The 24,141-nt window shown below is 63.2% G+C and carries 17 protein-coding genes; 11 read left to right on the plus strand and 6 right to left on the minus strand.

Annotated features, from left to right (window positions below):
* The first annotated feature begins 216 nt into the window (after positions 1-216).
* The 6 genes from VMW12_01375 to VMW12_01400 all read left to right on the plus strand — a co-directional run bounded on the left by VMW12_01375 (position 217) and on the right by VMW12_01400 (position 13,028).
* Positions 217-1,341 (plus strand): tetratricopeptide repeat protein, encoded by a 1,125-nt coding sequence (locus VMW12_01375; GenBank protein ID HUZ48370.1) that lies wholly within the window; start codon positions 217-219, stop codon positions 1,339-1,341.
* 239 nt (positions 1,342-1,580) lie between these two features.
* Positions 1,581-2,048 carry a hypothetical protein gene (locus VMW12_01380; GenBank protein ID HUZ48371.1) on the plus strand — a complete coding sequence of 156 codons (468 nt, stop codon included), beginning with the start codon at positions 1,581-1,583 and terminating at the stop codon, positions 2,046-2,048.
* Positions 2,045-4,591: a hypothetical protein gene (locus VMW12_01385; GenBank protein ID HUZ48372.1), complete on the plus strand. Its 2,547-nt coding sequence runs from the start codon at positions 2,045-2,047 to the stop codon at positions 4,589-4,591. The genes VMW12_01380 and VMW12_01385 overlap by 4 nt, the downstream gene beginning before the upstream one ends.
* 25 nt (positions 4,592-4,616) lie before the next feature.
* Positions 4,617-6,776, plus strand: coding sequence for an isopeptide-forming domain-containing fimbrial protein (locus VMW12_01390; protein ID HUZ48373.1), 2,160 nt, complete (start codon positions 4,617-4,619; stop codon positions 6,774-6,776).
* Positions 6,773-10,120, plus strand: coding sequence for a hypothetical protein (locus VMW12_01395; GenBank protein ID HUZ48374.1), 3,348 nt, complete (start codon positions 6,773-6,775; stop codon positions 10,118-10,120). The genes VMW12_01390 and VMW12_01395 overlap by 4 nt, the downstream gene beginning before the upstream one ends.
* Before the next feature lies 1 nt (position 10,121).
* Positions 10,122-13,028: a hypothetical protein gene (locus VMW12_01400; protein HUZ48375.1), complete on the plus strand. Its 2,907-nt coding sequence runs from the start codon at positions 10,122-10,124 to the stop codon at positions 13,026-13,028.
* On the opposite strand, the gene VMW12_01405 is transcribed toward VMW12_01400, so the two are convergent.
* The 4 genes from VMW12_01405 to VMW12_01420 are packed head-to-tail and all read right to left on the minus strand — an operon-like array spanning position 13,003 to position 15,176.
* On the minus strand, positions 13,003-13,428 hold the full coding sequence (locus tag VMW12_01405; protein HUZ48376.1) for a hypothetical protein: 426 nt from the start codon (positions 13,426-13,428) through the stop codon (positions 13,003-13,005). The genes VMW12_01400 and VMW12_01405 overlap by 26 nt on opposite strands.
* Positions 13,429-13,433: 5 nt before the next feature.
* On the minus strand, positions 13,434-13,757 hold the full coding sequence (locus VMW12_01410) for a hypothetical protein (protein ID HUZ48377.1): 324 nt from the start codon (positions 13,755-13,757) through the stop codon (positions 13,434-13,436).
* 4 nt (positions 13,758-13,761) lie between these two features.
* The gene (locus VMW12_01415) at positions 13,762-14,145 is read right to left on the minus strand and encodes a RidA family protein (GenBank protein ID HUZ48378.1); all 384 of its coding nucleotides are present in this window, start codon (positions 14,143-14,145) and stop codon (positions 13,762-13,764) included.
* Positions 14,145-15,176, minus strand: coding sequence for an aldo/keto reductase (locus tag VMW12_01420; GenBank protein ID HUZ48379.1), 1,032 nt, complete (start codon positions 15,174-15,176; stop codon positions 14,145-14,147). Before VMW12_01420 ends, VMW12_01415 begins: the two co-directional genes overlap by 1 nt.
* Positions 15,177-15,239: 63 nt before the next feature.
* Between VMW12_01420 and VMW12_01425 the strand changes: the two genes are divergently transcribed.
* From VMW12_01425 to VMW12_01440, 4 genes are read left to right on the plus strand one after another with little or no spacing between them, the layout of a single operon-like run.
* Positions 15,240-16,658 (plus strand): pyridoxal-dependent decarboxylase, encoded by a 1,419-nt coding sequence (locus tag VMW12_01425; GenBank protein ID HUZ48380.1) that lies wholly within the window; start codon positions 15,240-15,242, stop codon positions 16,656-16,658.
* Positions 16,655-17,950: an ATP-binding protein gene (locus VMW12_01430; protein HUZ48381.1), complete on the plus strand. Its 1,296-nt coding sequence runs from the start codon at positions 16,655-16,657 to the stop codon at positions 17,948-17,950. The genes VMW12_01425 and VMW12_01430 overlap by 4 nt, the downstream gene beginning before the upstream one ends.
* On the plus strand, positions 17,950-18,396 hold the full coding sequence (locus VMW12_01435) for a response regulator (GenBank protein ID HUZ48382.1): 447 nt from the start codon (positions 17,950-17,952) through the stop codon (positions 18,394-18,396). The genes VMW12_01430 and VMW12_01435 overlap by 1 nt, the downstream gene beginning before the upstream one ends.
* Positions 18,393-19,835: an ATP-binding protein gene (locus tag VMW12_01440; GenBank protein HUZ48383.1), complete on the plus strand. Its 1,443-nt coding sequence runs from the start codon at positions 18,393-18,395 to the stop codon at positions 19,833-19,835. The genes VMW12_01435 and VMW12_01440 overlap by 4 nt, the downstream gene beginning before the upstream one ends.
* On the opposite strand, the gene VMW12_01445 is transcribed toward VMW12_01440, so the two are convergent.
* On the minus strand, positions 19,821-21,137 hold the full coding sequence (locus VMW12_01445; GenBank protein HUZ48384.1) for a glutamine synthetase family protein: 1,317 nt from the start codon (positions 21,135-21,137) through the stop codon (positions 19,821-19,823). The genes VMW12_01440 and VMW12_01445 overlap by 15 nt on opposite strands.
* Positions 21,118-22,305 (minus strand): helix-turn-helix domain-containing protein, encoded by a 1,188-nt coding sequence (locus VMW12_01450; protein ID HUZ48385.1) that lies wholly within the window; start codon positions 22,303-22,305, stop codon positions 21,118-21,120. Before VMW12_01450 ends, VMW12_01445 begins: the two co-directional genes overlap by 20 nt.
* Positions 22,306-22,345: 40 nt before the next feature.
* Between VMW12_01450 and VMW12_01455 the strand changes: the two genes are divergently transcribed.
* Positions 22,346-24,139 carry a diguanylate cyclase gene (locus tag VMW12_01455; protein ID HUZ48386.1) on the plus strand — a complete coding sequence of 598 codons (1,794 nt, stop codon included), beginning with the start codon at positions 22,346-22,348 and terminating at the stop codon, positions 24,137-24,139.
* The last annotated feature ends 2 nt before the right edge of the window (positions 24,140-24,141 follow it).

Here is a 24,141-nt window from a genome sequence, read left to right on the forward strand (position 1 = left end):
TTTTACATCCTGTAAAATCCAACGCTGCTACGTTTTTTGGGCAAAGCGAAGCTTTGAAGTTCACATCCTGTGAAGGCCCAAAAAATCGTAGCTCCCCCAACCGTGTGCCTCGCCTGGGGTTCGCGCCTTGCCCGGCCTCCGGAACTGTGCCGGTCACGTGTGGGCTGTTCGATGCATTAAGGGTGTAGAATGGTCGCAGAAGCGGAGGGTAATCCCATGGTGCGCCGCGCTCTCATATTCGTGCTGGCTCTGCTGCTGGCGGCTGCGATGACGCCGTTGGCCGCGCGTGCCGAGTCGGCAATCGAGGCCGTTCACACGGCGCGGCAGCTCATTGCCGCGGGGAACATGACCGGTGCGCTCAGGTCCATGGAGTTGTACGTCGCACGGCATCCCGACCAGCCCGATGCGTTGCGCTTTCTGGGTGACCTGTATTACCGGGCGGGCCAGATGGGCAGGGCGGAGGCGACGTATCGGCAGGCGCTCGATATCGATCCTCGCGATCGCGAGACGCATAATCGCTTGGGGACCGTTTACGCAGCCGAAAATCGCGTCGACGACGCCATCGATCAATTCAACAAAAGCCTGCCGGGCATTTCATCGGTCGGCGATCTGGTCGTACTCCACGAACGCAAGGGCGATCTGCAGCAATACCGCCTTCAAGTCGAACAGGCGGTCGAAAAAAATCCGAGCGATGCCGATCTCGTCGTAGAACTCGCGCAGGTATATGCGGCGCTCTATCATCCGACCCTGGCGCTGGGGCGTTACCGCCGGGCGCTCAATCTCGATCCTACCTCGATCCCGGCGATTAACGGCCTGGGTTTAGTCTTTCTCGATCTGCACGACCCGACCGATGCGATCGACCAATTCGAGACGTGCTTGCGGCTCGACCCGTTCAACTATTCTTGCACCGATAACCTCGGCGTGGCCTATATGGATCTTCATCGCGACGATCTCGCGCTGCCGATCTTGAAGCGAGCCTATCAGTACGCGCCGGAACGCCCGGAGGCGATCGTCAACTTCGGCTATATTGAGGACGACCGCGGGAACTGGAAAGCGGCGGTCACCTATTACGCGCAGGCGATACGGGTATGGCCTTACGGACGCGACGCCTACTTCAATATCGCCATAGCCTACGAGACGCATCACCTCTATCAGCTCGCGCAAGCGGCCCTTCTCGAAGGGTTGGCCGTCTCTCCAGACGATGGTTGGATGCACTACTTGCTGGGCGAAACGTATTTGATGCAGGGGCATCACGATTTGGCCAAAGTGCAGTTCCAGGCCGCGACGACGGCGATCGATCCGAGCGTCGTCGAGCTGGCGAAGAGCGCGCTCTCGAACTAACCGGAATGCGTTCCCGAGCGGGCGTTTCTTGCGCCCGCGCCGTGCGCTTTACGTTGCGCTTACGCACCGTTAATATCGACAACCTTCTGTAAACTCCCCAAGGCGAACGCCGCGACCACTCGCTCTGCTGCTAGGATGCGGGTGTCGAGCCCCGGTTATGTCCGCGTTATACAACGCGGTTTCCGCCGAGGTTGGTCTTGTCGTGCCTTGTGAGGAGAGTTTCTATGCGGATGCTCCGCATGCACGCCCTCGTTGTAGCGGTCGTACTGGTATGTACGGTCGCCGCGTCGGCTGCCGCCCCAAAAATTGCCCTGCGCCTCGTCGGCCGAATCGTTTCGATGCACGACGGCAAAGTGCGATACGAACCGATGGATCGCCCGGTTAAAGCCGGCGAGTTGTTGCAGTACACGATCGATGCGACCAACGCCGGCTCCGCACCCGCGTTCAGCGTGGCTCCGATCGGGCGCGTGCCCGACCGCACGGCGTTTGTCAAAATCGATGGAGCCTCCAGGGCGTCCGAGGTCGCTTATACGGTGGACGGCTCGCACTGGTCCGTGCATCCCACGATCGCGGTCAGGGAAGCCAACGGCAAGACGGTGATGAAGCCGGCTCCTCTTTCGTCGTATCGCGCGGTGAGATGGACCCTTAAGCAGCCGCTCCCGGTACGCGGTGTGGCGACATTTAGTTACGAGGTTCGCGTTCAATGATGCGCTCTACCGTATCGCGGAGCCTCGTTTGGCTTGCCGCGTTCTCGATGCTCTCGAATATCGTCTTGATGCCGGTCGCCGGTGATACCGCGACCGCACCGGGCACTCAAATTACCAATAGCGCGAGCGCGATCTACAAAGACGCCGCCGGTAATTCGTACAATACGCTCTCCAATATCGTCACCACGACGGTGCAGAACGCGCCGCAGCTGACGAACACCGCCGGCACGGGTACGACCTACGCGCCCGGCCAGGTCGTGACCGATACGTTCACGCTGGTGAATACCGGTAACGCCTCGGGGTACTTTCAAGTCTCCGGCAACGCTTCTGCACCGACGACGAGCTCCGACGCGGTTCTCGGCGGAACCGACGCGACGTTCGCGACGCTGGGCAATAACGCCGCGACCTGTACGACTCCGGTCGGCTCGCAAGCCTCGCCGTGTAAGTATGCGGCGACCGTCGGAGGCACGACGTATTATTTCACGAGCCTCGACGGCTCGGCCGATAACAACTCGCTCGACTACTGGCTCCAGCACACGAACGGATTGACCGGCACCACCGCCTCGATCGTCGTCAGCGCGTACTACACGATGTCGACTGCGGCAACGACCGGCAACAACGTAACCTCGCAGATCTATGCAACGATCACGCAGGCTGCCGCCGGCACGGCTCCGTTGGAGACGTCCGCCTCGCAGAATGCGACCGAGACGAACAATATCAACTCGGATGCGCGATTGGATCTTTACAAGTCCAGCATTGTGGGTACGCCGACCGCAACCGATATCCAGTACACGATCTCCGCGCATAACGGCGGCGCCTTTAGCGCGAAGGACCTCATCTCGGCGAAGACCTTGGTCGGCGCCGGCACGGGTGGCATTCTTGTCACAGATAAGATTCCGCAGTTCGGGAGCGTGCCCGTTCCGCTTGCGGTGAGCAATAGCGGCACCATTACGGTGACCACCAACGCTACCTACGGGTTCGCAACCGGCGCAAGCACCGCGATCTACTACACCACCAGCACGACCGGTTCGTCGGGGTGGACGCTCGCAAGCGGTGGTAAAGTTCCGACCGACGGCTCGGTCTACTACATCGGTATCTACGTTTCGGGCGGCTCGTGCGGCGGCACCAGCGGCTTCGAACTCTGCGCCGACACCGGCCATGCCACGACTCCGGGTAACGCTAACGTGGCCGCAGCGGCGGCTCTGCAGTTCCAATTCTCGGTAACGCAGCCGACCGGGCCCGGATCCGGTAACCCCGGCGCCGTGACCAATATGGCCAACGGCGTGATCGGCGACAACCAGCCCACCGAACACATCCTCGGCCCCGGCGGAACCTTGAGCGGTACGACCGATTCAACGTCCACGACGGCGTTGACGACGGCCGGCCAGGGGATCAATAACGTCACACCCAGCACAACCGGCACGCCCATCGGCGGCGCATCGAACCAAACCTCGGATGCGGCGACGACGGCGTATAACGCGCTGGTCGGGCCGTTCGGCGTACCGGCTTCGTCCGGCTCCTTCGATGGCGCGGCGACGGCTTCGACTTCGAACGACTTCACCGCGTTCCCGATCGGGCAGGCTGCGGATACGCCGCAGAATACGTCAACCACACCCGGTTCGCCGACGACGGCGCAAACCTCCGGCGCGTCGCAGACCGTCTGCATTCCGAACACCCTGGAAAATAACGGCAACTCCAACGACACGTATTCGGTAACCGTGTACGCGCCGACCGCTTTCGGCATCCCGACGACCGGCGGACAATCCTATGCCGGCAGCTTCAGCGCCGGTGGAACGCAAGTCGCCGGCTGGAGCGTTGGGTTGTATTCGAATAGCACCTGTTCGACCAACCTTGGCGGCGCTATCGACGGCTCGACGACCTCTACCGCGACGGGCGTAGCGGTGACTTCGGGAAGCACGACGACGCTTTACGTGAAGTATGTCGTTCCTGCCGCCACCAAGTACTTCTACCGCTACGACTCGCTGATCCACGCGGTGAGTGCCGGGGATACCACCAAGGTGAACGACACGCACGACGATCTCTACGCGAACTTCATCGCGTTGACGAAGTCGCAATCGATCGTCACGGGATGCCCTGCAGGGCTTACCCCCGCCATCGTCTCCGGCGTTTGTTCGGGCGGCACGATCACCTACTCGGTCGACTACCGCAATCTGGTTCTGGGCTCGACCGATACGAACGTCTCGTTCGATTCGACCATCACGACGGCCGGAACGTTGGGCATAACCGACGACGGCACGACCGTTACGACAAGTTCGGCTACGCAGAACAACTGGGCCACCTTCGCGACGATCAACGCTGCGCCGGTCGATACCACCAGCACCAGCACCACGCGCGCGGCAACGACCTATGCGTACTACACCGGCATTCCGCCGGTGAGTGCGGGAAGTTTCTCCACCGGCGTCACCAAGTTCGTTGGAACGATCGGCGGAGCGGGCTTTCAGTTGGTTCCGAAAAACTACCTCGCCCCTTCTGCGAGCCAGGATTGGCAGGGGACGCTGAGCTTCGCCGTTACGGTGAAGTAAGGATCGGAAAACCGTGAAAGGCTTCATGACGAGGCCACTCCTCGCCGCGTTGCTCTTGAGCGGTTTCTCGTACTCCTTGACCGGTGCTGCGACGCAGGGTGGATCGCAGATTACCAACTCCGCGACCGCAACCTACCAGGATGCGGCACATCGCACATACACGACGTCTTCGAACGCGGTGACGGCGACGGTCGCAAAACTTGCGGCCATCGTCGTCTCGCCCAAAGAAGCGGCGCCGATTCCGGCGTCGGAGACGGCGCCCGTGGGCCAGCCGGCGGTCCGCACCTTTGTGGTCACCAACGACAGCAACGTCACCGATGCATATCGCGTCACGGCGCTGAGCGCCGGCGCGCTCGCCGCCACTTCGATCGCGTGGATCGGACCGAACGGTGCGATTCCGACGACGATCGGCGGAGCGATTTCGCCGCAGGTCGTGCCGGGCGCGTCGATGCAGGTGCGGGTAACGATCGATACCTCCGGTATGGCTGTCGGAGCCAAGGTTCCCGTGCACATTGTCGCTCAGACGACCGCGGCGGGCACCGTCAACGGTTTGCAAACGGATTCGGGCACGGAATGGATCGTCGGCGCCTCGCCGCCCAAGTTGGTCGGCCCGGGCGGTGCGAACACGCAAGTGACCAAGACCGTTAACCGCGTGACCGTCGTACAATCGCAGCCGGGTGCGGTCGTCACGTTTTCGATCGACGCCATGAATAGCGGCGGATCGGCGGCGCAGAACGTGGTTATTTCCGATGCGGTGCCGGCGGGTTTGGGTGTCGACCTTTCGAGCGCCACCATCGACGGGCAGCCCGCCGGTGCGGCCGCAACCTTGCAGGGACAGACGATCACGATTTCAGTCCCAACGCTGGCACCGGGTGCGACGCTCGACGTTTCGTTCGATGCAAGTGTGCCGCAGAACCAAATTCTCGGGCTGACGTTTGTGAACGTCGCATCGATCTCCGCAACCGGCGTGCCACCGATTACCACGACGCCAGCCAGCGTGCTCGCGGGTGCCGCGGATATCGTCTTCGACGGATTTGAAGGCGGCCAACATCCGGTTGCCGATGCGACCGTGACGCTGTTGGACGCGAGCGGGCTGCCGGCACCGCTGAGTGCGATCAAGAGCACCGCGGAAGCGCGGACGCTCTCGGCGGTCCAGGGCGGTATGCAAAACCCCGATGTCACGGGGAGCGACGGTACCTACGGGTTCGCGCTGGCGCCTGCGAATATCGCACCGGGCGGCTCGCGTTTGTTCCTGACGATCGTCGCTCCCAATTATCTGAATCGTCGCATTGCGCTCGATATCACGCCCGGAGCGCAAGGCGTCCTCTATAACGTTACGCAGACCTCGCTCGATGGGCAACCGCTTGCGAAAGCCGGCAGTTTCACGTTGACGACCACCAACGTCGCGCTGCAAAACGTATTCGGTCTGTTCGGCAACTTGCCGCTCTTTGCAAAGCAGACGATCGACGTCACCAAGAGTGTCGATCGGCAAGCGGCCAGCCCGGGCGATCGCCTCCTGTTTACGGTCGCGTTCGCCAATGCGTCCGGATTCGGCATCGGGCCGACGACCGTCACCGATACGCTCCCCTCGGGCATGGCGTACCTCAATAGCTCGGCCCGAATGGACGGCGCGGCGATCGAACCGACGGCATCGGGCCGCACGCTGGTGTGGGCGCTCCCGTCGCTCGATCCTGGAACCAAGCACGTCATCACGTATGCCGCGACGATCTTTCCCGGCGTCGCGCCGGGTACGAATCTCACCAATACCGTTGTGGTAAGCGGGCACGTCGCAGGCACGGCGCTGACGACCTCCGGTTCTGCGACCACGACGGTTGAGGCCACCAGCGGCGTGTTTACGCAGCGCCGCGTCCTTACCGGCCGCGTCTTCATCGACGCACGCGGTACCGGTTACTTCGTCAAAGGCGATACCGGCGTTCCGGGCGTGCGCATTTATCTCGAAGACGGTTCGTACGTCATCACCGATGCGAACGGCCGTTTTTCGATCCCTGCCATTCGCCCGGGCGAACACGTCCTGCGCCTCGATCCTGCGACGCTGCCGAAGACCGTGCGCACCGATCTTTCCGAACCGATTACCTCGAACAAAGCGCTCCAACGCTTGGTGCACGGCATTTTCGACGATGCGTCGATGCAAGACATCGAGTTCGCGTTGGAACCGAAAACGTGATGCTGCGCGCGTCGTTCGTGCGGCGTGCCCTCGCCGGCGCGCTCGTCGCGGCGCTGTTTGCGGCGTCGGATCTTCCGGCACGAGCCAGCCGCCGCGATGCTAGCGGGAAAACGATTACCGAACCGACGCCGCCGCCGGCTTCGCGTACCGTCTACGGCGATCTCTCGCACCTCACGTATACGGCGACCGGCGATCTGCATGCAACGTTCGTGAGCCCGAGCGCGCAGAGCGCTTCCCCGGTCGACGCGGTGGAAGTGACGGCGGCAACGGTACGCGGCGCGGGCATAGAACTGCGGGCGAACGGCGCGATCGTCGACAGCAAACATTTGGGCAAGCGAACCGTCAACGAAAAGACCGGCCGGACGGAGTATTTCTTTTACGGCGTTCCGCTCGTAGCGGGGCCGAATACGCTGCAGATTACCGCCCTCGGCGCCGGTGGGCTACGCGGCGATTCGGCGACGCAAGTGGTGTATGGGCCCGACGAACCGGCGAGCGCGAGTGCGGTGTTGGAAGGTGCGCTGATTGCCGACGGCGTTTCCTCGACGGTTCTGCGCGTGCAGGTACTCGACCGCTTCGGCCACGCGGCTATACCCGGAACGAAATTACGCATCACGATCGCCCGCGGCGACGCGCACTTTTCTGACCGTGGCGTCCTGCTGCCGGATCCGTTGAGCACCGGACCTCAGGCGGGCGATCCGCATGCGGACGTTACATCATCGCCCGATCGCGGAAATCGCGCGCAGGTGGCGAGCGGCCTTGTCTATGAAGGGCCCTTGCCCGTGGGCGGCCTGCAAGACCTGCACGTCGTCCCGGGGACGGTCGCCGGACCGCTACGCATCGACATCCTCGCGGGCGGCATCACGACGAGCCTCGGCCTCTATATCGCGCCAAATGCGCGCGCTCCATTTGTGAGCGGACTGATCTCGATTGGTGCGGGTTCGATGCCGGTTGCGGTCGACGGTGACGGCATCTACGATGGCGGTGGCGCGCGCCGCGGCCGTATCGCCATCTTCGGAAACGGGCGCATCGGCGCATCGTCGGTGTTGACTTTTGCTTACGAATCGCAGAATAGGCTCTCGCCGGTCTCATCCTTTGGCCCGTTTATTCAAGACCCTAACGAGCGGCCGTATCTCACATACGGCGATTCGAGTGTGGCGGGCGATACGCTCCACTCCGCGGATCATTTCTACGCGCGTCTGGAGCGCGGACGAAGCAGCCTGATGTGGGGGCAGTTCAACGTCGCGGCTGGCGGCGATACCATCGGGGCCTACCATCAACTGCTCAGCGGGGCAAAGGCCGATCTCACGCTCGGGCGCGATGGACGCGTGCGTCTGCTCGGATTTACGGCGCGAAACGATCAGGCGTTTGCATCGCTCGTCCTGCCCATCAGCGGCCTGGCGGCGCTCGCGCAGCCATTGGAGCCCAACATCGTCGTCGGGTCGGATATTCTGCAATTGATCGTCCTGGACCGGCACACCGGCATCGTCATCTCGCAGACGCCGCTGATTCGGAACGTCGATTACACCATCGACTACGCAACCGGTGTGCTCCGCTTCATCAACGTGCCGTTGCCATTCGACGCTAATTTCAATCCGCAAGCGATCTCGATTCAATACGAATACCAGGGCCCCGGCGTCCTCTCGCAGACTACCGGCGCGGGCGTCGAATTGACACTCGGGCGCGACAAAGGTACGAAACTAAAGACCGGCTACGTCAACGACGCGAGCGGCACCGCGAACTTTTCACTGGTGTCGCAATCGTTTACGCGGACGTGGAACGGCGGGAGTTGGGAGATCGAGCATGCGTCGAATCGCGGCGTAGTTCCCGGGGTCGTTCAGGCCGTAACCGGCTTACCGGGCGGCGACGCGATCTCGTTCGTCATGCACGAGCAGCACGAAAGCAATCGCTACGATGCGGCCTTTCAAAAGACCACCGCCGGTTTCGCCGATCCGTTCGGCGGGCTCTCTTCACCGGGGCTCCTTGCCTATCGCTTCGCATGGACGCGGAGCAAGGATCGCACGCACTCGTTCTCACTCTCGTTCGACGGGCAGGCCAACCGCGGCGTGGGGCAGGCCAGCGCGCAAACCGACGCCTCGGCGACCTACAACGTCGCGATCGGCAAAGCGTATGCGCTGCTCTTTGGGCTAACGCAGCACAAACAGAATGCCGCCGCTCCCGCACCGCTGCCCTCCTCGACGCCGGGCGCGATTCCGCTCGCCAACCTTACGCAGACGCAGGCGGAAGTGGGCATCACATATACGCCGAACAAGCGGTTGGAGATGGATGCCGCGCGTACGCAAACGCTATCGGGGAGCGACGTCGGGTCGAGCCAGCCATCGGGGACGACGGCACAGGTGAGCTATCGGTTCTCCAAAGTTGGGCGTGCCTATTTGCGCGAATTATGGAGCGCGCAGCCCGCCGCGACGTTCGCAAATGCGACATCCGGGTTGGCGCTGGGGGCATCGTCGACCCACATCATGCAATTCGGCATCGAAAACGATCTCTCGCCGACGACCACGGTCGATTCGCAGTATATCGTCTCGGGGGTCGGGAGCGCCGCGAACATCTACTCGGCGCTCGGCGTCAACCAGAAGGTGCATCTGGGCAAATATCTCGGCGGTGCCGTATCGGCCCAGCTCGCGCATGCGATCGGTGGGACGGCATCGGGGTTTAACGTGTACACCGCATCGCTCGCGTATGCGCGCGAGAACGGCATTCATGCGGCGCTCGCCTATCAGGACCGAACCGGTGCCGGCGGCGGCTCGACGATCGGCATGGGCATCACCGGTAAGCTCTCCTCGGAAGTCTCGGTCTTGGGCCGTATCTCGCGCGCATACGGTAATGGCAGCAACGCGATCGACGATCGCATCTCGATGGCCTATCGCCCAACCCAGAACGATCGCTTCACCTCACTCTTTGGTTACCAGCGCACCAACGACGGCAGTTCCACGCCGGGTTCGGCGAGCGTGGTGTCGTTCGAGGAGCTGTATCGCCCCATCGAGACGCTCGAATTCGCTAGCCGCGTTGCATACAAACTCGATAACGGCGGCGCCTATGCCGCGCGGACGACGTATCTCTCGCTACGCGCGCGCAAGAGTATCGGTCGACGCTTCGATATCGGCGCTGCAGTACGAACGATCGCGATTCCCCAGGCCGCTCAAGCGCGCGCGACGGACTTCGCCGTCGAAGCCGGCTATGCGGTCGGATCGAGTTCGCGCGTTGCCGTGGGCTATAATTTCTCCGGGAGCGTCGATCCGACGCTGACGGGTCATCCCGATCGTAAGGGCGTCTACGTGATGCTGACTTCGCTGGTCGACCGGGTCTTCGGATGGGGGAAGCCGTAACGTGAAGGCATCAGTAGGAAGGCTCGCTCGCAAGGCGCTTGCCGTCACGACGATTCTCGTGCAACTCACCTTGTTAGCCGGCATCTCGATCGGCGCTCAATTCGCGGCGATGCGGCCCGCTTTAGCGTCCACCGTCTGTGCAACGCCCGGAAAAGACGGCTCGCCCGGCACGTTAAGCGGAACCTATAATACGTATTATGCCCCGTCGGCCGGGACGACGATTGCTGCGGGAAGCACCTCGTTCTCGCTTGGAACCCAAGACACCGCCGGCGGAGGCGCTACCAATGCGGTGACGGTCGGCGACGAGTTGCTGATCATTCAAATGCAAGACGGTTCGTTCGATTCGAGCAATAGCTCGGCGTACGGCGACGGCGCCAGCGGCTCCGGCTACACGGGGCAAGGAAATGCCGGACTCTACGAATACGTCCTGGTCACGGGTATAGCGGGCAGCACCGTGACGATTGCCGGAGCGGGTAGTGGGGGCGGCCTCATCAACACCTATCACGAAAGTGCTGCGACGGGAACGGCCGGGCAACAAACCTTCCAAATTATCCGCGTGCCGCAATTCCTCACCGCGACCCTGGGCGGCAACTTCCGAGCCGCATACTGGGACGGGCAGACCGGGGGAGTTGCGGCGCTCGATCTCGCGAGCACGTTAAATTTAGGCGGCGCGACGATCTATGCCACCGGAAACGGATTTCGCGGGGGCGCTCGTACGGTGCAGACTTCGTCGCCGGCCGGTTGGAGCAGTGGCGACTACGCGGAAACCTCAACGGCGCAAACGCCTCCGGCGGACGGCTCGAAGGGCGAAGGGATACTCGGCTCGCCGAACTACACCTTCTATTACAACACGTATACGACACCGTCTACGCCCACCGGCCCGACCATCGCCAATTCCGGCAGCGACGGTTATCCGGGTGGAGACCAAGCGCGCGGCGCGCCGGGCGACGCCGGCGGCGGCGGCACCGACGACGACCCGAACGCTAACGATCAAAATACCGGCGGCGGCGGCGGTGCGAACGGCGGCTCCGGCGGTAACGGCGGCTATCCCTGGACGCCGACGTATAGCGGTAACACGCCGTCGTACCTGCAATATCCGTACGTCAACGGGGCTACGAAAACGTACGCAGCCGGCAACTTCCACGACATCGGCGGCCGCGGCGGCACGGCCATCCCCACTGTCGACGTAGCGCATGCGTTCTTGGGCGGCGGTGGTGGCGGCGGCGCCAACAATAACGGCAGCAATAACAATACCTACAACAACTACGGTTCATCCGGCGGCACGGGCGGCGGCGTCGTGATGATGCGTATCGCGCAAACCAGCGGTAGTGCGGCGACGATTTATGCCGACGGAACCACGGGCCTCGCGCCCGCCAACGACGGCGGCGGCGGCGGCGGAGCCGGCGGCACGGTCATCATTACGTCACCGACGGCATTTAGCGGCATCACCGTCCACGCAGACGGAGCTGCAGGCACGACCGCCAACGCAGCGCCGAATTCGTACGCGCAACAGCATGGGCCGGGTGGCGGCGGCGGTGGCGGCATCGTCGTCACCAGCAGCCCCGTCACGGCAACGGTTGCCGGCGGAGCGGCCGGGACGACCACAACCTATGCGACGACCTATGGAGCGACGAACGGACAGAGCGGGGTCGTATCTACTGTGAGTGCAACGCAGATTCCCGGCGTCGCATCGGGTGCCGAGTGTTACAGCGCAACGGGAACCAACGCATTGTATACGGGCCCCGATTCGAGTGCCGATACCACTTACGGCGGAGCAAATCTTACGGGAAGTTTCGACGGCTCGGTGCCCGTGACCGACAACAACGATTTCACGGCCGCGGGTATCCCGACGGGCGCGACGTCATTGGTCAATACTTCAACCACGCCGGGGTCCCCGGCCGGCAATACGCTCAGCCTCGGATCGGCGGTAACGATCCAGGTGCCGCATGCATTCTACTACGACAACACGACGAGCAACGCAAACCACATCATCACGCTTACCGCACAAGCGCCGACCGCCCCGAGCGGCTGGACGGTCGAAATCTGCGCCGATAACTATACCGGAGGAACCGGTCCACCGCTACCGTCGCCGACGACGCCGAATTGTGCGACGAACAACGTTGGAGTCACCTGTAAGCCGTCGAATTTCGGGCCGCCGCCGAACAATTGGATTATAGCCGGCACGGCGGGTACCATCGGTAACACCTACACGGCAACGTACTGTGCGGAGAAAAATAGCGGTAAGTTTTACGACTGGTATTGGACGATCTACACGGCGCCCGCAAATGGGCTGGTGGCATTTCAACGCTACGATGCTTCGATAGCGGCAACCGATAACATCGCCTCGCCGAACAACAGCTACAACGCGACCCACGACGAGCTCTACCCCGGCTTCGTACCGCTCACGAAGAGCTTTAAAGTGATTTCGAACGGCTGTCCGGCCGGCGCGACGCCGACGTATCCGACGCTTGGCGTCTGTCCCGGCGGCGTGCTGCAATATACCGTGGATTACCGGAACATCGTCGCCGGCGGCGGGCTTGGAACCGAAGCGACGTTGCCGAGCGCCTTCCTAGAGACCGGCGCCGGCTCGTTCGCGGTAACCGATGACGGGACGCAGAGCACGACGAGCCAAACCACGGTTCCCAACTGGGCAACCTTCAGTAACGGTCTCAAGGAAGCGCTCTCCAATAATCTGGGAGCGACCAACGTGAACTGCGGAACGACGGCGGGAACGTGCGGAGACTCAACCGCGGGAACGACGTTCACCTACGATGCGGGGCATCCGAGCGGTACCGCGGCGACGAAGTTTACCGCCACGATCGGTGGTGCGGCGTTCTCGCTCTATCCGATCAACTATGCCGGGCAGAAGAGCCAAGGCACCCTTACGTTTGCGATCGTCGTAAAGTAGTCGCGGCGATCCAACGCCCTGCCACGATTGCCGCAACGAGCGGCCCCGGGAGGGCAAGCATTATGGCTCCCGCGTCGCGAAGCGTAGCGGCCGAGGCGGCCGGAACGAACGTTGCGGCCGCGAGGGAAGCGATCGCGAGCGCTAACGGGCCGGCCAGCGCGATCTGCAGCGCACCCCGGGCGGTAACGATGGCGATCGCGGCGCCCACGAGCGCAAACGGCGCGGCATAAAACGCCCACTCCGGCATCGCGCGTAGCACCGCGAATCCAAGCAACATCAGCGCCGCGCCCGGGAGCGACGTCCGCGCGCCTAACCACCCCGGCCGCACCAGGCTGGCCATGATCGCCGCCAGATACGCGCCCGCGCTCGCCGCGCCCGCGCACTCCAACAGTGTCCCCACCGCGACTATGCGGGAAGCCCGGCGTCGATGGCGGCTAAAAGATCGGGGTCGAGTTCTTGTTCGCGCGCGCAGAGCAGGATCGGAATCGACCAATCGGTCTTGCTGCTCGCAAGCTCGCGCAGCATCGAAAGGCGCTGCTCGCGGGTGAAGAGCCGCTCTCCGGTTCCGAGCAACAGCGGCCAATAGATTTCACGCGGCGAATGCGGTTCGCCGATGATCGGCACGGCGACGGGAGGCGGCGGACGCAGGGCGGCCACCGCCACAAAAATTGCGCCTCCCAGGAAACTTGCGATCAGCGCTAGTGCTTGACCCAGTCCCAGGTGCTCCACGCGGCTAGCTCCTGCGTGCTATCGCGTCGATTTCAACGCGAGCGCCTCGCGGTAGGCCTGCGACGGCGACGGTGGAACGCGCAGGTTTCGCGGCACCGAAGGCGCGTTCGTAGATCGTGTTGACGGCAGCGAAGTCTTGCATGTCGATGAGATAGATCGTGGTCTTGACGACGTCGCCGTAATCGAATCCAGCCTCGCGCAGCACGGCTCCGAGGTTATCGAGCACGCGCTGCGTTTGCGCGCCGATGTCGCCGGCGACCAACTCGCCGGTCTGCGGATCGAGCGGAATCTGGCCGCTGCAGAAGAGCTCCTTACCGCTGCGGACGGCCTGGCTGTACGGGCCGATGGGAGCGGGTGCTCCCGAAGTGAGGACGGCTTCGTTGCTCACTAAGCGTGAATCTCGTCGCGCGTCATCGTGCCCTTGAAGTTCATCGGAGGCTCTTCGATGCCGAAGTTCTTCGCATATAGCGCCGCGACTTGCGCCAATTCATCGGCGGTCAGAACCGGCGTATCCGGCGCCTTCGCGAATTCCTGTAACTGTTCGCGATTGTAGATGTTCGGCAATACCGACATCACGCGCGGTTCCGCGAGCAACCATTGGATCGCCGCTTGCCCGAGGGTGCGGTCGGGACGCTCGAGGAAGCGCAGCGTTTCAACTTTTTCGATGCCGCCGAGCAGCCACGAACGGGGGCGATGACGCCGATGATCGTTCTCCGCGAAAACGGTGTCCTTGGTATAGTGCCCTTCAAGCATTCCGCTCGAGTGTGGTACGCGAATCATGTAGCCGGTATCGGCACTGCTTTCGTACGCGGCTTTGATCTGCTCGTTGCCCGGATACTGCTCCAGGATGTTCCAGATGATTTGCAGCGTTGCGCAGTTGCGTTCCTTGACCGCGTCGACCCCTTCGTAGAGCCAGCCGATCGCCGGTCCGAGCGCGACGCCGTACATGCGGATCTTCCCCTCGGCTTTGAGCGAAGCCAGGAGCTCCCACAACGCGTCGTCGGCGACTTGCGCCATGCGCGCGTTGTGCATCTGATAGATGTCGATATAATCGGTGTTGAGCCGGCGGAGCGAATCTTCCAACGCCTTGCGTACGAACGCGGGAGAAAAATCGTGCGGCAATTCAAACTGTCCGCGCCGTGCGTTCGGATCCGACGTAAAATCGTATCCGAATTTCGTCGCATAGATGACGCGATCGCGCACGCCCGAGAACGCGGTGGCGAGTTGCTCCTCGCTGCGCCCGTTGCCGTACGTATCGGCGGCATCGAAGAGGGTGATGCCCAAGTCATGCGCTTCGCGAAGCATCGCGACCGCTTCGTCGTCGGTGTTGTTGCCCCACCAACCGGTCGAGGTGGTCCATAGGCCGAAGCCGACCTCGCTGACGGTGACATCGCTATTAGGATACGTCCGGTATTTCATGCTCGATCTCCTTACTGGGTTCGAAGGCGGGCTTCGACACATGGGCCGCCAACTCCGCATAGTGTGGAAGATCAGGCCGTTTTCGAAGACGACTTTGCTAGCGTAGCACGCTGGATCGAGCGCTATCTCGGCGATCCGGGGCGGTATCCCGTGCTCTCACGGGCCAAGCCGGGCGATCTGATCCGTTCCCTACCGTCCCACGCTCCCGAAGAGGGCGAACCTTTCGAGCGAATCCTCGCCGATTTCGAGCGATTGGTGATCCCTGGCATCACGCATTGGAATCATCCGCGATTCTTCGCCTATTTCGCGACGAGCGCGGCTCCGGTCGCGATCCTGGCGGAAGCGTTGGCGGCCACGCTCGATGTGAAGGCGATGCTTTGGCGCACGTCTCCGGCCGCGACGGAACTCGAATCGGTCGTGATGGGCTGGCTCGGCGAACTGATCGGGGTCCCCGCCGCATGGACGGGCATTATTTACGATACGGCCTCGATCGCGGGTTTCACGGCGCTCGCCGCGGCTCGCGAATCGCTCGGACTGCAGATTCGCGAACGGGGCATGACCGGGCGCGATCTGCCGCGGCTGCGCGTCTATATCACCGAGCACACGCACTCGCACATCGAGAAGGGCGCGATCGCGCTGGGCATCGGACAGGAGAACGTCGTGCGCATTCCCTGCGACGACCGTTTTGCCATGAGTCCTGCGGCGCTAGATCGGCAGATCGCGCAGGATCTCGCCGCCGGCATGCGCCCGCTCGCGGTCGTCGCAACGGTGGGAACGACGTCGACGACTTCCGTCGATCCGGTTGCGGCGATCGCGATCGTTGCGAAGCGGCACGGGGTTTGGCTCCACGTCGATGCCGCCTATGCGGGCGTCGCGGCGATCGTCCCGGAGTTTCGCTGGCTGATGGACGGCGTGGAAGCAGCCGATTCGCTGGTCGTCAATCCGCACAAGTGGCTCTTCGTTCCGATGGACCTCTCGGCGTTGTACGTCAAAGACGAAGCGTTGCTGCGCCGTACGTTCGCGCTCGTACCGGAGTATCTCACCACCACCGACGGCGACGTGCGTAACTACATGGATTACGGCCTTCAGCTCGGGCGACGTTTTCGCGCGCTAAAACTATGGTTTGTGCTGCGGTCGTTCGGTGCCGAGGGATTGCGCGAGCGGCTACGCGAGCACGTTGCTCTCGCACAACTCTTCGCGTCGTGGATCGAGGCGGCGCCGGACTGGGAACTCCTTGCGCCGCACCCATTCTCGGTGGTCTGCTTCCGGTACCATCCGCGGGGTAACGACGGCGAGCCGATACTCGAAACGCTCAACGCTCGCTTGCTCGATGCCGTCAACGCGACCGGCGAAATGTTCGTTTCGCACACGAAAATCGAGGGCCGCTATGCAATTCGCCTGGCGATCGGAAACTTGCGCACTCGGCGCGAGGACGTTGCGGCGGCGTGGGCGATTCTCGAGCGCGAGGCGGTGCTCGGATGATCGATGTCAAGGACGCCCGGCCCGCGGGCTCCACCGCGCGCTTCTTTGTCGTGTTGGTCCTGTTGATGCTGGGGACCGGGATCGAAGCGTTTCACGTTATCGCAAAGCATCGCGCGATCTTTATTCGCAGTTTGGATGCGCGGGTCGACGTACAGCGGCTGGTCGCAGCGACGCAGGACGAAGCCACGAGCCTCCGCGGCTTCGCGATGACGGGCGACGTCGTGTTTCGCCGTGAGTACGATTCCGCGCATCGCACATATGTTTCCGCCCTCCAACGATTGGAAAACGATCTGGGTTTAACCGAGCAGGCCGAGATGCTCGGCGAAGTTAAGCGCTACGATGTCGAACACTCGCAATGGGAGCGCGACCGGGGCGGAGCGGCGCCGCTCGATCGCATGCGCACGCTAGCCGCCACGATCGACGCACAGTTGCGGCGCCGAAGCCAGTGGATTGCCGGCGTCGCGAATTTCGCGATCGGAGGCTGGGTCTTCGTCGTCGTCGTGCTGACGGCGGGATTCGGAGCGTTGGCGGTGAGCAGCGAACGGCGCAGGCTCGCCCAGGAGGTGCGCCTGCGCGCGGATATTGCCTCTCGCAACGCCGCTTTAGAGCGCAGCAATCAGTCGCTGCAAGAGTTCGCATACGTCGCCTCGCACGATCTGCAGGAACCGCTTCGCACGGTAGCGAGCTTCACGCAGCTCTTACAAAAACGCTACGCGGGAAAACTCGATGCGCAAGCCGACGAATTCATCGGGTTCGCGGTCGACGGCGCCAAGCGTATGCAGCAGCTGATCAACGACATCCTCCAGTATTCGCGAGTGACGACGCACGGGAAAACGTTCGAACGCGTCGCGATCGGGAGTGCGGTCGAGCGCGCGGTCACGGCGCTGCAAGGACGCATTGCGGAACGCTCCGCGGCGATCGTGGTCCTCGGAGGCCTGCCGACCGTCACGGGCGATCCGGCCCAGCTTTCGCAGCTTTTTTTGAACCTGATCGGCAACGCCATAAAATACAATCAAGACGGACACCCGCGTGTCGAAATTAGTGCGCGGCGCGATGGAGGACGGTGGGTGCTCCGCGTAGCCGACAACGGGATCGGGATCGACCCGCAGTACCACGAGCAGATCTTCCGTATTTTCACCCGCCTGCACACGCGCGATGAATACGAAGGCACGGGTATAGGGCTCGCCCTTTGCCGCAGGATCTTGGAACGCCATCGTGGCCGGATTTGGCTCGAATCTAGCGAAGGAAGCGGCACGTCTGTCTTCTTTACGCTACCCGCGGAGATATCGTAGTGTCGCTCCCCTCCGAAGTCGTCGAGATCCTCTTGGTTGAGGATAGTCCCGCGGACGCCCGATTGACGCAAGAGGCGTTCAAGGATGGGAAGGTTCGCAACAATCTGGCCGTCGTGAGCGACGGCGTCCAAGCGATGGCGTACCTGCGGCGGGAGGGCCGTTTTGCGGATGCCGCGCGTCCGGATCTGGTGTTGCTCGATTTGAACCTGCCGAAAATGGACGGCCGGGAAGTGCTCAAACGGATGAAGACCGATCCCGGGTTGATGACGATTCCGGTGGTTATTCTCACCACCTCGCAGGCCGATGTCGACGTGCTTGCCGCCTACGAGTATCACGCCAACTGTTACATTCAGAAGCCCGTCGATTTGACGCGCTTTCTCGCGGTCATTGCCGCGATCGAGACGTTTTGGCTTACCGTCGTCAAACTTCCGGTCGTGGCCGAATGAAGCCGCTGCGCGTTCTGCTCGTTGAAGACAACGAAGCCGATGCCGCTTACGTAAAGGCCGTCCTCGACGGCGGCGAATTCGACATCGCTGTGGCATCCCGTATCGCCGAGGCCATCGAGATACTCGGAAACGGCCGCACCGATGTCGTCGTGCTCGATATGGGCCTTCCGGATGGAAGCGGCCTTGCGGGGCTGCGCGCGATTCAAGACGTCGCGCCCGCCGTGCCCGTCGTCATTCTCAGCGGCGACGATGACGAACGCATGGCGACGAGCGCCGTGCAAGCCGGAGCGCAGGACTACTTGCTCAAGGGGCACGCAAGCGACGTCGTGTTGCGCCGCGCCTTGCGTTACGCGGTCGACCGTCAGGACCTGCGCGCGCGTCTAGCCGCGAGCATCGACGAATTGGAGCGTCAGCGCGGGAGCGTGTTGGCATTGAACGCCCTCAAAAACGATCTGATCGCCGTGCTCGCGCACGATATCAAAGGCCCGCTGACCTCGATCATGGGGTACGCCGAGCTCCTTGAGGAAGGGGCCCTGGAAGGCCCCGCCGCGGTCGACGCGGCGCGGACGATTCGCTCCGGCGCGGGCCGGCTCGCGACGCTTGCGAACGACGTCCTCGCGCTCTCTCGCGTCGAACATGGCGACCTCGAGATTGCCGACGAGCATGTCGACCTGGTCGCGTTGATCGAATCGACGATCGCTTCGCATGCGAGCGAGCGTGACATCGCGTTCGCATCGTCGTGTACCTCGGCGATGGTGCGAGGTGACGAAGATCGTCTGCGTCAGGTTTTCGATAACTTGCTCCGCAACGCGCTCAAGTACACGCCGCCGGGGTCGCCGATCGAGGTGAACGTGCGCCGGGAGGACGACCGCTTTCTGGTCGACGTGCGCGACCGCGGCATGGGAATTCCGACCGACGAAATGCCGCGTCTCTTCGAGCGCTTCTCGCGAGCTTCGAACGCGAAGCGGGCGAAGATCGCGGGCACCGGTATCGGGCTCTTCATCGTAAAGATGGTGGTGGAGCGTCATGGCGGCGAGATCGCGGTTCAGAGCGTGCTCGGAGAGGGCAGCACGTTCACCGTGATGCTGCCGTCGCTCGACGCGGCGAACGCTCAGCGTTCGATGCGCGTCGCCGTCGTCACCGCCGATGCGAGCTTGCGCCATTTTGTCGCCTACGAACTGCGGGCGCGCGGCTTTCGCGTGCGCGAGTGCGCGAGCGTCTCCGATCTCTCCCATGTGGACGACATTCGGGATGGTGACGTCGTCCTAGTGGACACGGCGACCGCTGCCCGCAGCGATATCGCCGCGATCGTGCCGCGCGACATCGGCGTACGCTACGTCGGCCTGGGCAGCCCGGACGCCGAAGCTTACGACGATCTCCTTCCGCGTCCGTTCTTGGTCGCCGACCTGTTGCGCGCGGTATCGTCAGTAGAGGCGTAGGTACGCGCGGTGCTCCCACGGATGCACGGCGCGCCGGTATTGCTCGTACTCCGCGAGCTTTGCGTCGCGAAATGCGTGGTAGAGATGGTCGCCGAGCGTCGAACGCACGATCGGGTCCGCATCGAGCTCGACGATCGCTTGGCGCAGCGATTTCGGCAACGTGCCGATCCCGCGTTCGCGCCGTTCGCGCGCACCTAAATCGTAGGTGGATCCGGTGAGCGCCGCGCCCGGAAGCGTGGCGTTGGCGACGCCGTCGGCTGCGGCGCCGACGAGGACCGCTAGTGCTAGATAGGGATTACAGGCGGGATCGGGGCTGCGCATCTCGATCGCACGCGGTCGCGACGCGGGCGGCACGCGTACCAGCGCGTTGGCGCTGCGCTCCGACCAGACCGTATAAATCGGCGCGTCCCACGCGGCCACCAGCCGTTTGTAGGAATTAACCGTCGCATTGCAGATCGCCGTACTCGCCTGGGCGTGCGCCAGCAAGCCGCCGATCGCGTAGAGCATGCGCTCTTCATCGGCATCTTCGCCGAGATCGAATTGCACGTGCAGGCCGCTTCCGGCGCTTTCCTCCAGCGGTTTGGGCATGAAGGTGGCTTCCAAGCCGCAACTCCCCGCGAGTTGTTTTGCAACCGTGCGCAGCGTGAGAATGTGATCGGCAGCCGCTAGCGCGTCGTCGATCGCGATATCGATTTCGTGCTGGCCGGCTCCGTGCTCGTGATGCGCCGAAGCGATCGGCACGCCCATCGATTGGAGCGCCGCCACCATCGCGTTGCGCGCGTGTTCGCCCGGGTCGTTGGCGGAGAAATCGAAGTACGATCCCACGTCCGAGGTTTGGGTCGATCCGAACGCGCTCTGCGTGCGGTCGAAGAGATAGAATTCGATCTCGGAGCCGATCCGCAGATTTGGTAGATGCGCGCGCGCGGATTCGAGCGTGCGGCGCAGCGTCGTGCGCGGACATCCTTCGAACGGCGACCCATCGGGCATCGCGATGTCGCAGATGAGCCGCGCTTCCGCGCCCTCCGCGCTCGTCCATGGATAGAGCGCGAACGTTGCGGGGTCGGGGCGCAGCACCATGTCGAGCTCTTCGCCGCGGACGAAACCGTCGATCGATCCTCCGTCGAACGTCACGCGTCCTTCGAACGCCGCCTCCAGTTCCGCGAACGGAATCGAGACGTTCTTGGAGACGCCGAAGATATCGGCGAAAACCAGACGGATAAAGCGCACGTTGCGCTCTTTGGCGAGTTTGAGCGCGTCGCGCTTGGTGGCGGGGCGCCGTGGTTCAGATGGTGTGGAGTGCATCGATCGCAATCGCTAGACGAAGGGTGAGTTGGTCGTGCGGGCTCTCCAGCGAGCATCCGGCGATGTCGCCGATTTGCCGTAGCCGGTAAAAAACGGTGTGACGGTGGACGTTGAGATGAGCGGCGGCGGTTTTGACGTTCTCGCCGGTTTCGAAGTAGAGTTGCAACGTTCGCTCCAGTTCGGTTTGGTGTTTATCGTCATACGCGCGGAGCGGTGCCAACACGCGCTCGGCAAAGGGCCGCAAACGATCGACGCTCGCGCCTTCCAGGAGCAACGGGTACGCCCCAAGACTTTCGTAGAGCCCGATATGGCCGCTGCCGTAGAGCCTGCGCGCGATTTGCAGCGCGGCTTCGGCTCGCGCGACGCTTTCGTTCGTGTTCAGCAACGGCTCCGCCGTCCCGACGCCGCCGCTGATGCGCAGCCCTGCAAGGCGTTTGCCGACCGTCTTCGGCAGCAGCGTCGCGGCGGTCCGCGCGTTTTCGGCATCCACTTCGCGCGCTACCGGAGCCAACACCAAGAGCGCTCCCCCGCGGTCGAGGATCCCGAGATCCGTCTGGCCGGCATGAAAGGTTTGGGCGACGATGCTTCGCACGTCGGCCGCATGTGACGGCGCGTGTGCCTCATCGCTCGGTTCGGTCTCGATCGCGATCGCGATGTACGAGGGAGCGGGTGCGATCCCGCGCGCGATCGCATCGTCCCGCGCGGTCGTGGCGTCGGGATAGGTCCCGGCGATGAGCCGTTCCCAATAGGTGCGCCGGCGCCCGCGCCCTCCGTCGGCATCGCGAGCCAACTCCACGGCGATCGCCGCCGCGGCCAAGCGCATCGTTAGGGCTAAATCCTCCGGCGCGGCGCGCTTCGTCGGAAACACGGAGAGCCAGCCCAGATGATTCGATCCGGCAACGATTGGGAGCGTGCTCCCACGGTCGCCGTTGCGGTGAGCGCGCGGCGCGCTTTGGCCGTCGCCGGTTTCGTGATCGAAGAGATCGCGGGCCGACGACGGTATGGTCGCCTCGCCGGCAGTAGCAACGTGGCGCCACTCTGCGTCTTCCACGAGGACGCCGACCGGTAAGCGCTGCGCGACGTAGGTCGCGAGCGCCTTGGCACCGCCGCCCGAGGCGGCGATGCGCGCCAGTCCTTCGGCAAACTCGACGACCTCCACAGGAGTCATGCGCGCCCTTTCGGCGAAGAGAGCTTCGGCTCTTTGAACGATGGATGAAACAAAACTTCGCGAGATCGCAGCCTCGCTGTACGCCGATACCCCCGATGCGGTCGTCCTGTACGATCGTAGCGGCCACGTTATTGACGCCAACGAAGCCGCCGCGATCTTAACCGGGTACCCTCTCTCGGAGTTCGCTGGGTCCGAGTATCGCACCCACGTCGCGCGAGGCGATATCGACCGCGTGCGCCTGGCGTTCGAGACCGCCCTAGCCGGCGGAAGCGATCATTTCGAAACCAGCGCGCGCCACAAGGACGGCTCGATCGTCCCCGTGGAGTGCGACGTTTTTCCGGCGCGTCTCGACGGCCAGGTCGTCGGGGTCTTCGCGCAGGCGCGCGACATTATCGCGTTACGTTCCGCCGAGGAGTCGCTGGGCATCAATCAAGAGCGATTTCGATCGCTCTTCGAATATCACCCCGACGGCATCATGGAACTCAAGGCGACCGGCCAAATCTCGCGCATCAACGTTTCGCTCGAGAGCGAGACGGGTTTCTTCGGCGAGCAAATCGTCGGCAAGCCCTGGATCGATTTAATCGCTCCGGAGATGCGCCCCGCCGCCGACGAAGCGCTCCGTTCGGCGATGCGCGGCGAAGCCGTCGAATCCGACTCCCTCTTACTCGACCGGCTGGGCAACCGCCTGGACGTGCAACTCAAGCTCGTCCCGCTCCACGCGCGCGCCGCGATACTGGGCGCCTACGCGATCTTCAAAAACGTCACCCCGCAGCGCATAGCCGAACGGGCGATCGCGACGCAAAACGAGCGGATTCGGCGCCTCTATCTCGTCGCCGCGTCACGCGACGCGTCGACCGACGAGCAGATCGACGCGGCCCTTCGCCTTGGGCTGGAACTCTTCGGCTTCGACGACGCCTACGTTACGCAATTCGAAGGCGATCGGGTCTTCATTCGTAACGCGTGCGGCGGACGCGCGATTTCGCAAGGCACGCGCTATCCGCTCGGCACGTCGCTTTCGCGCCACCTTGCCGGCGGTGCCGAACTCCTGTGGATCCCGGATATGGAGAGCGAGGAGTGGCGGAACGACCCCGCGCGCACGACGGCTCCCTGGCGTTCCTACCTAGCCGTGCAACTCAATCTCGGCGACGGCGTCTTCGGTGCCCTGGTCTTTGCAGGGCGGCTTGCCCGCCACGAGGGTATCGATCGGCGCGAACGCGAGTTCATTCAACTGATGGCATTGTTCGTCGCGGCGGCGCTCGAACGCGCCGGGCAGAACGAACGCATCGAACAGATGGCCTTCACCGATGCATTGACGGGCCTTCCCAATCGGGTCCTCTTCAACGATCGCATCGTCAACACGATGGCGACTGCCAAGCGCTACGGCCGCGGATTTGCCGTGATGTACCTCGACGTCGATCAATTCAAAGCGATCAACGACGGATTCGGACACGCGATCGGCGATGCGGCCTTGACGGTCGTCGCCGAGCGCTTACAAAGGACGCTACGCGAGAGCGATACGGTCGCGCGATTCGGCGGCGACGAATTCGTGATTCTGCAGCCCATCGTCGATGGCCCCAGCGATGCAGCGGATCTCGCGCGCAAGATTCACTTGGCGTTACAGGATCCGGTCGTCATCGACGGCCACGCGCACCTCGCACACGCCTCGATCGGCATCGCGCTCTATCCCTCAGACGCCGCGACGATCCCCGATCTGATGGAAGAAGCCGATCGCGCTCTTTACCGCGCCAAGCACGAAGGCCGCAACCGCTGGTGCTTCGCGAACGCCGAAGCGGCACGCCGCGAATTAAAGAAAGCGTCCTCGCGCGGGGAGTGATT

The organism is Candidatus Dormiibacterota bacterium (assembly GCA_035532835.1).
Lineage (GTDB): Bacteria > Vulcanimicrobiota > Vulcanimicrobiia > Vulcanimicrobiales > Vulcanimicrobiaceae > DAHUXY01.

What these genes read in the sequence shown, in the direction of transcription:
- VMW12_01440 (HUZ48383.1), top strand. Translation starts at nt 18,393, where the DNA reads ATGAAGCCGCTGCGCGTTCTGCTCGTTGAAGACAACGAAGCCGATGCC.
- VMW12_01380 (HUZ48371.1), top strand. Translation starts at nt 1,581, where the DNA reads ATGCACGCCCTCGTTGTAGCGGTCGTACTGGTATGTACGGTCGCCGCG.
- VMW12_01445 (HUZ48384.1), bottom strand. Translation starts at nt 21,137, where the DNA reads ATGCACTCCACACCATCTGAACCACGGCGCCCCGCCACCAAGCGCGAC.
- VMW12_01375 (HUZ48370.1), top strand. Translation starts at nt 217, where the DNA reads ATGGTGCGCCGCGCTCTCATATTCGTGCTGGCTCTGCTGCTGGCGGCT.
- VMW12_01430 (HUZ48381.1), top strand. Translation starts at nt 16,655, where the DNA reads ATGATCGATGTCAAGGACGCCCGGCCCGCGGGCTCCACCGCGCGCTTC.
- VMW12_01390 (HUZ48373.1), top strand. Translation starts at nt 4,617, where the DNA reads ATGACGAGGCCACTCCTCGCCGCGTTGCTCTTGAGCGGTTTCTCGTAC.
- VMW12_01385 (HUZ48372.1), top strand. Translation starts at nt 2,045, where the DNA reads ATGATGCGCTCTACCGTATCGCGGAGCCTCGTTTGGCTTGCCGCGTTC.
- VMW12_01450 (HUZ48385.1), bottom strand. Translation starts at nt 22,305, where the DNA reads ATGACTCCTGTGGAGGTCGTCGAGTTTGCCGAAGGACTGGCGCGCATC.
- VMW12_01420 (HUZ48379.1), bottom strand. Translation starts at nt 15,176, where the DNA reads ATGAAATACCGGACGTATCCTAATAGCGATGTCACCGTCAGCGAGGTC.
- VMW12_01455 (HUZ48386.1), top strand. Translation starts at nt 22,346, where the DNA reads ATGGATGAAACAAAACTTCGCGAGATCGCAGCCTCGCTGTACGCCGAT.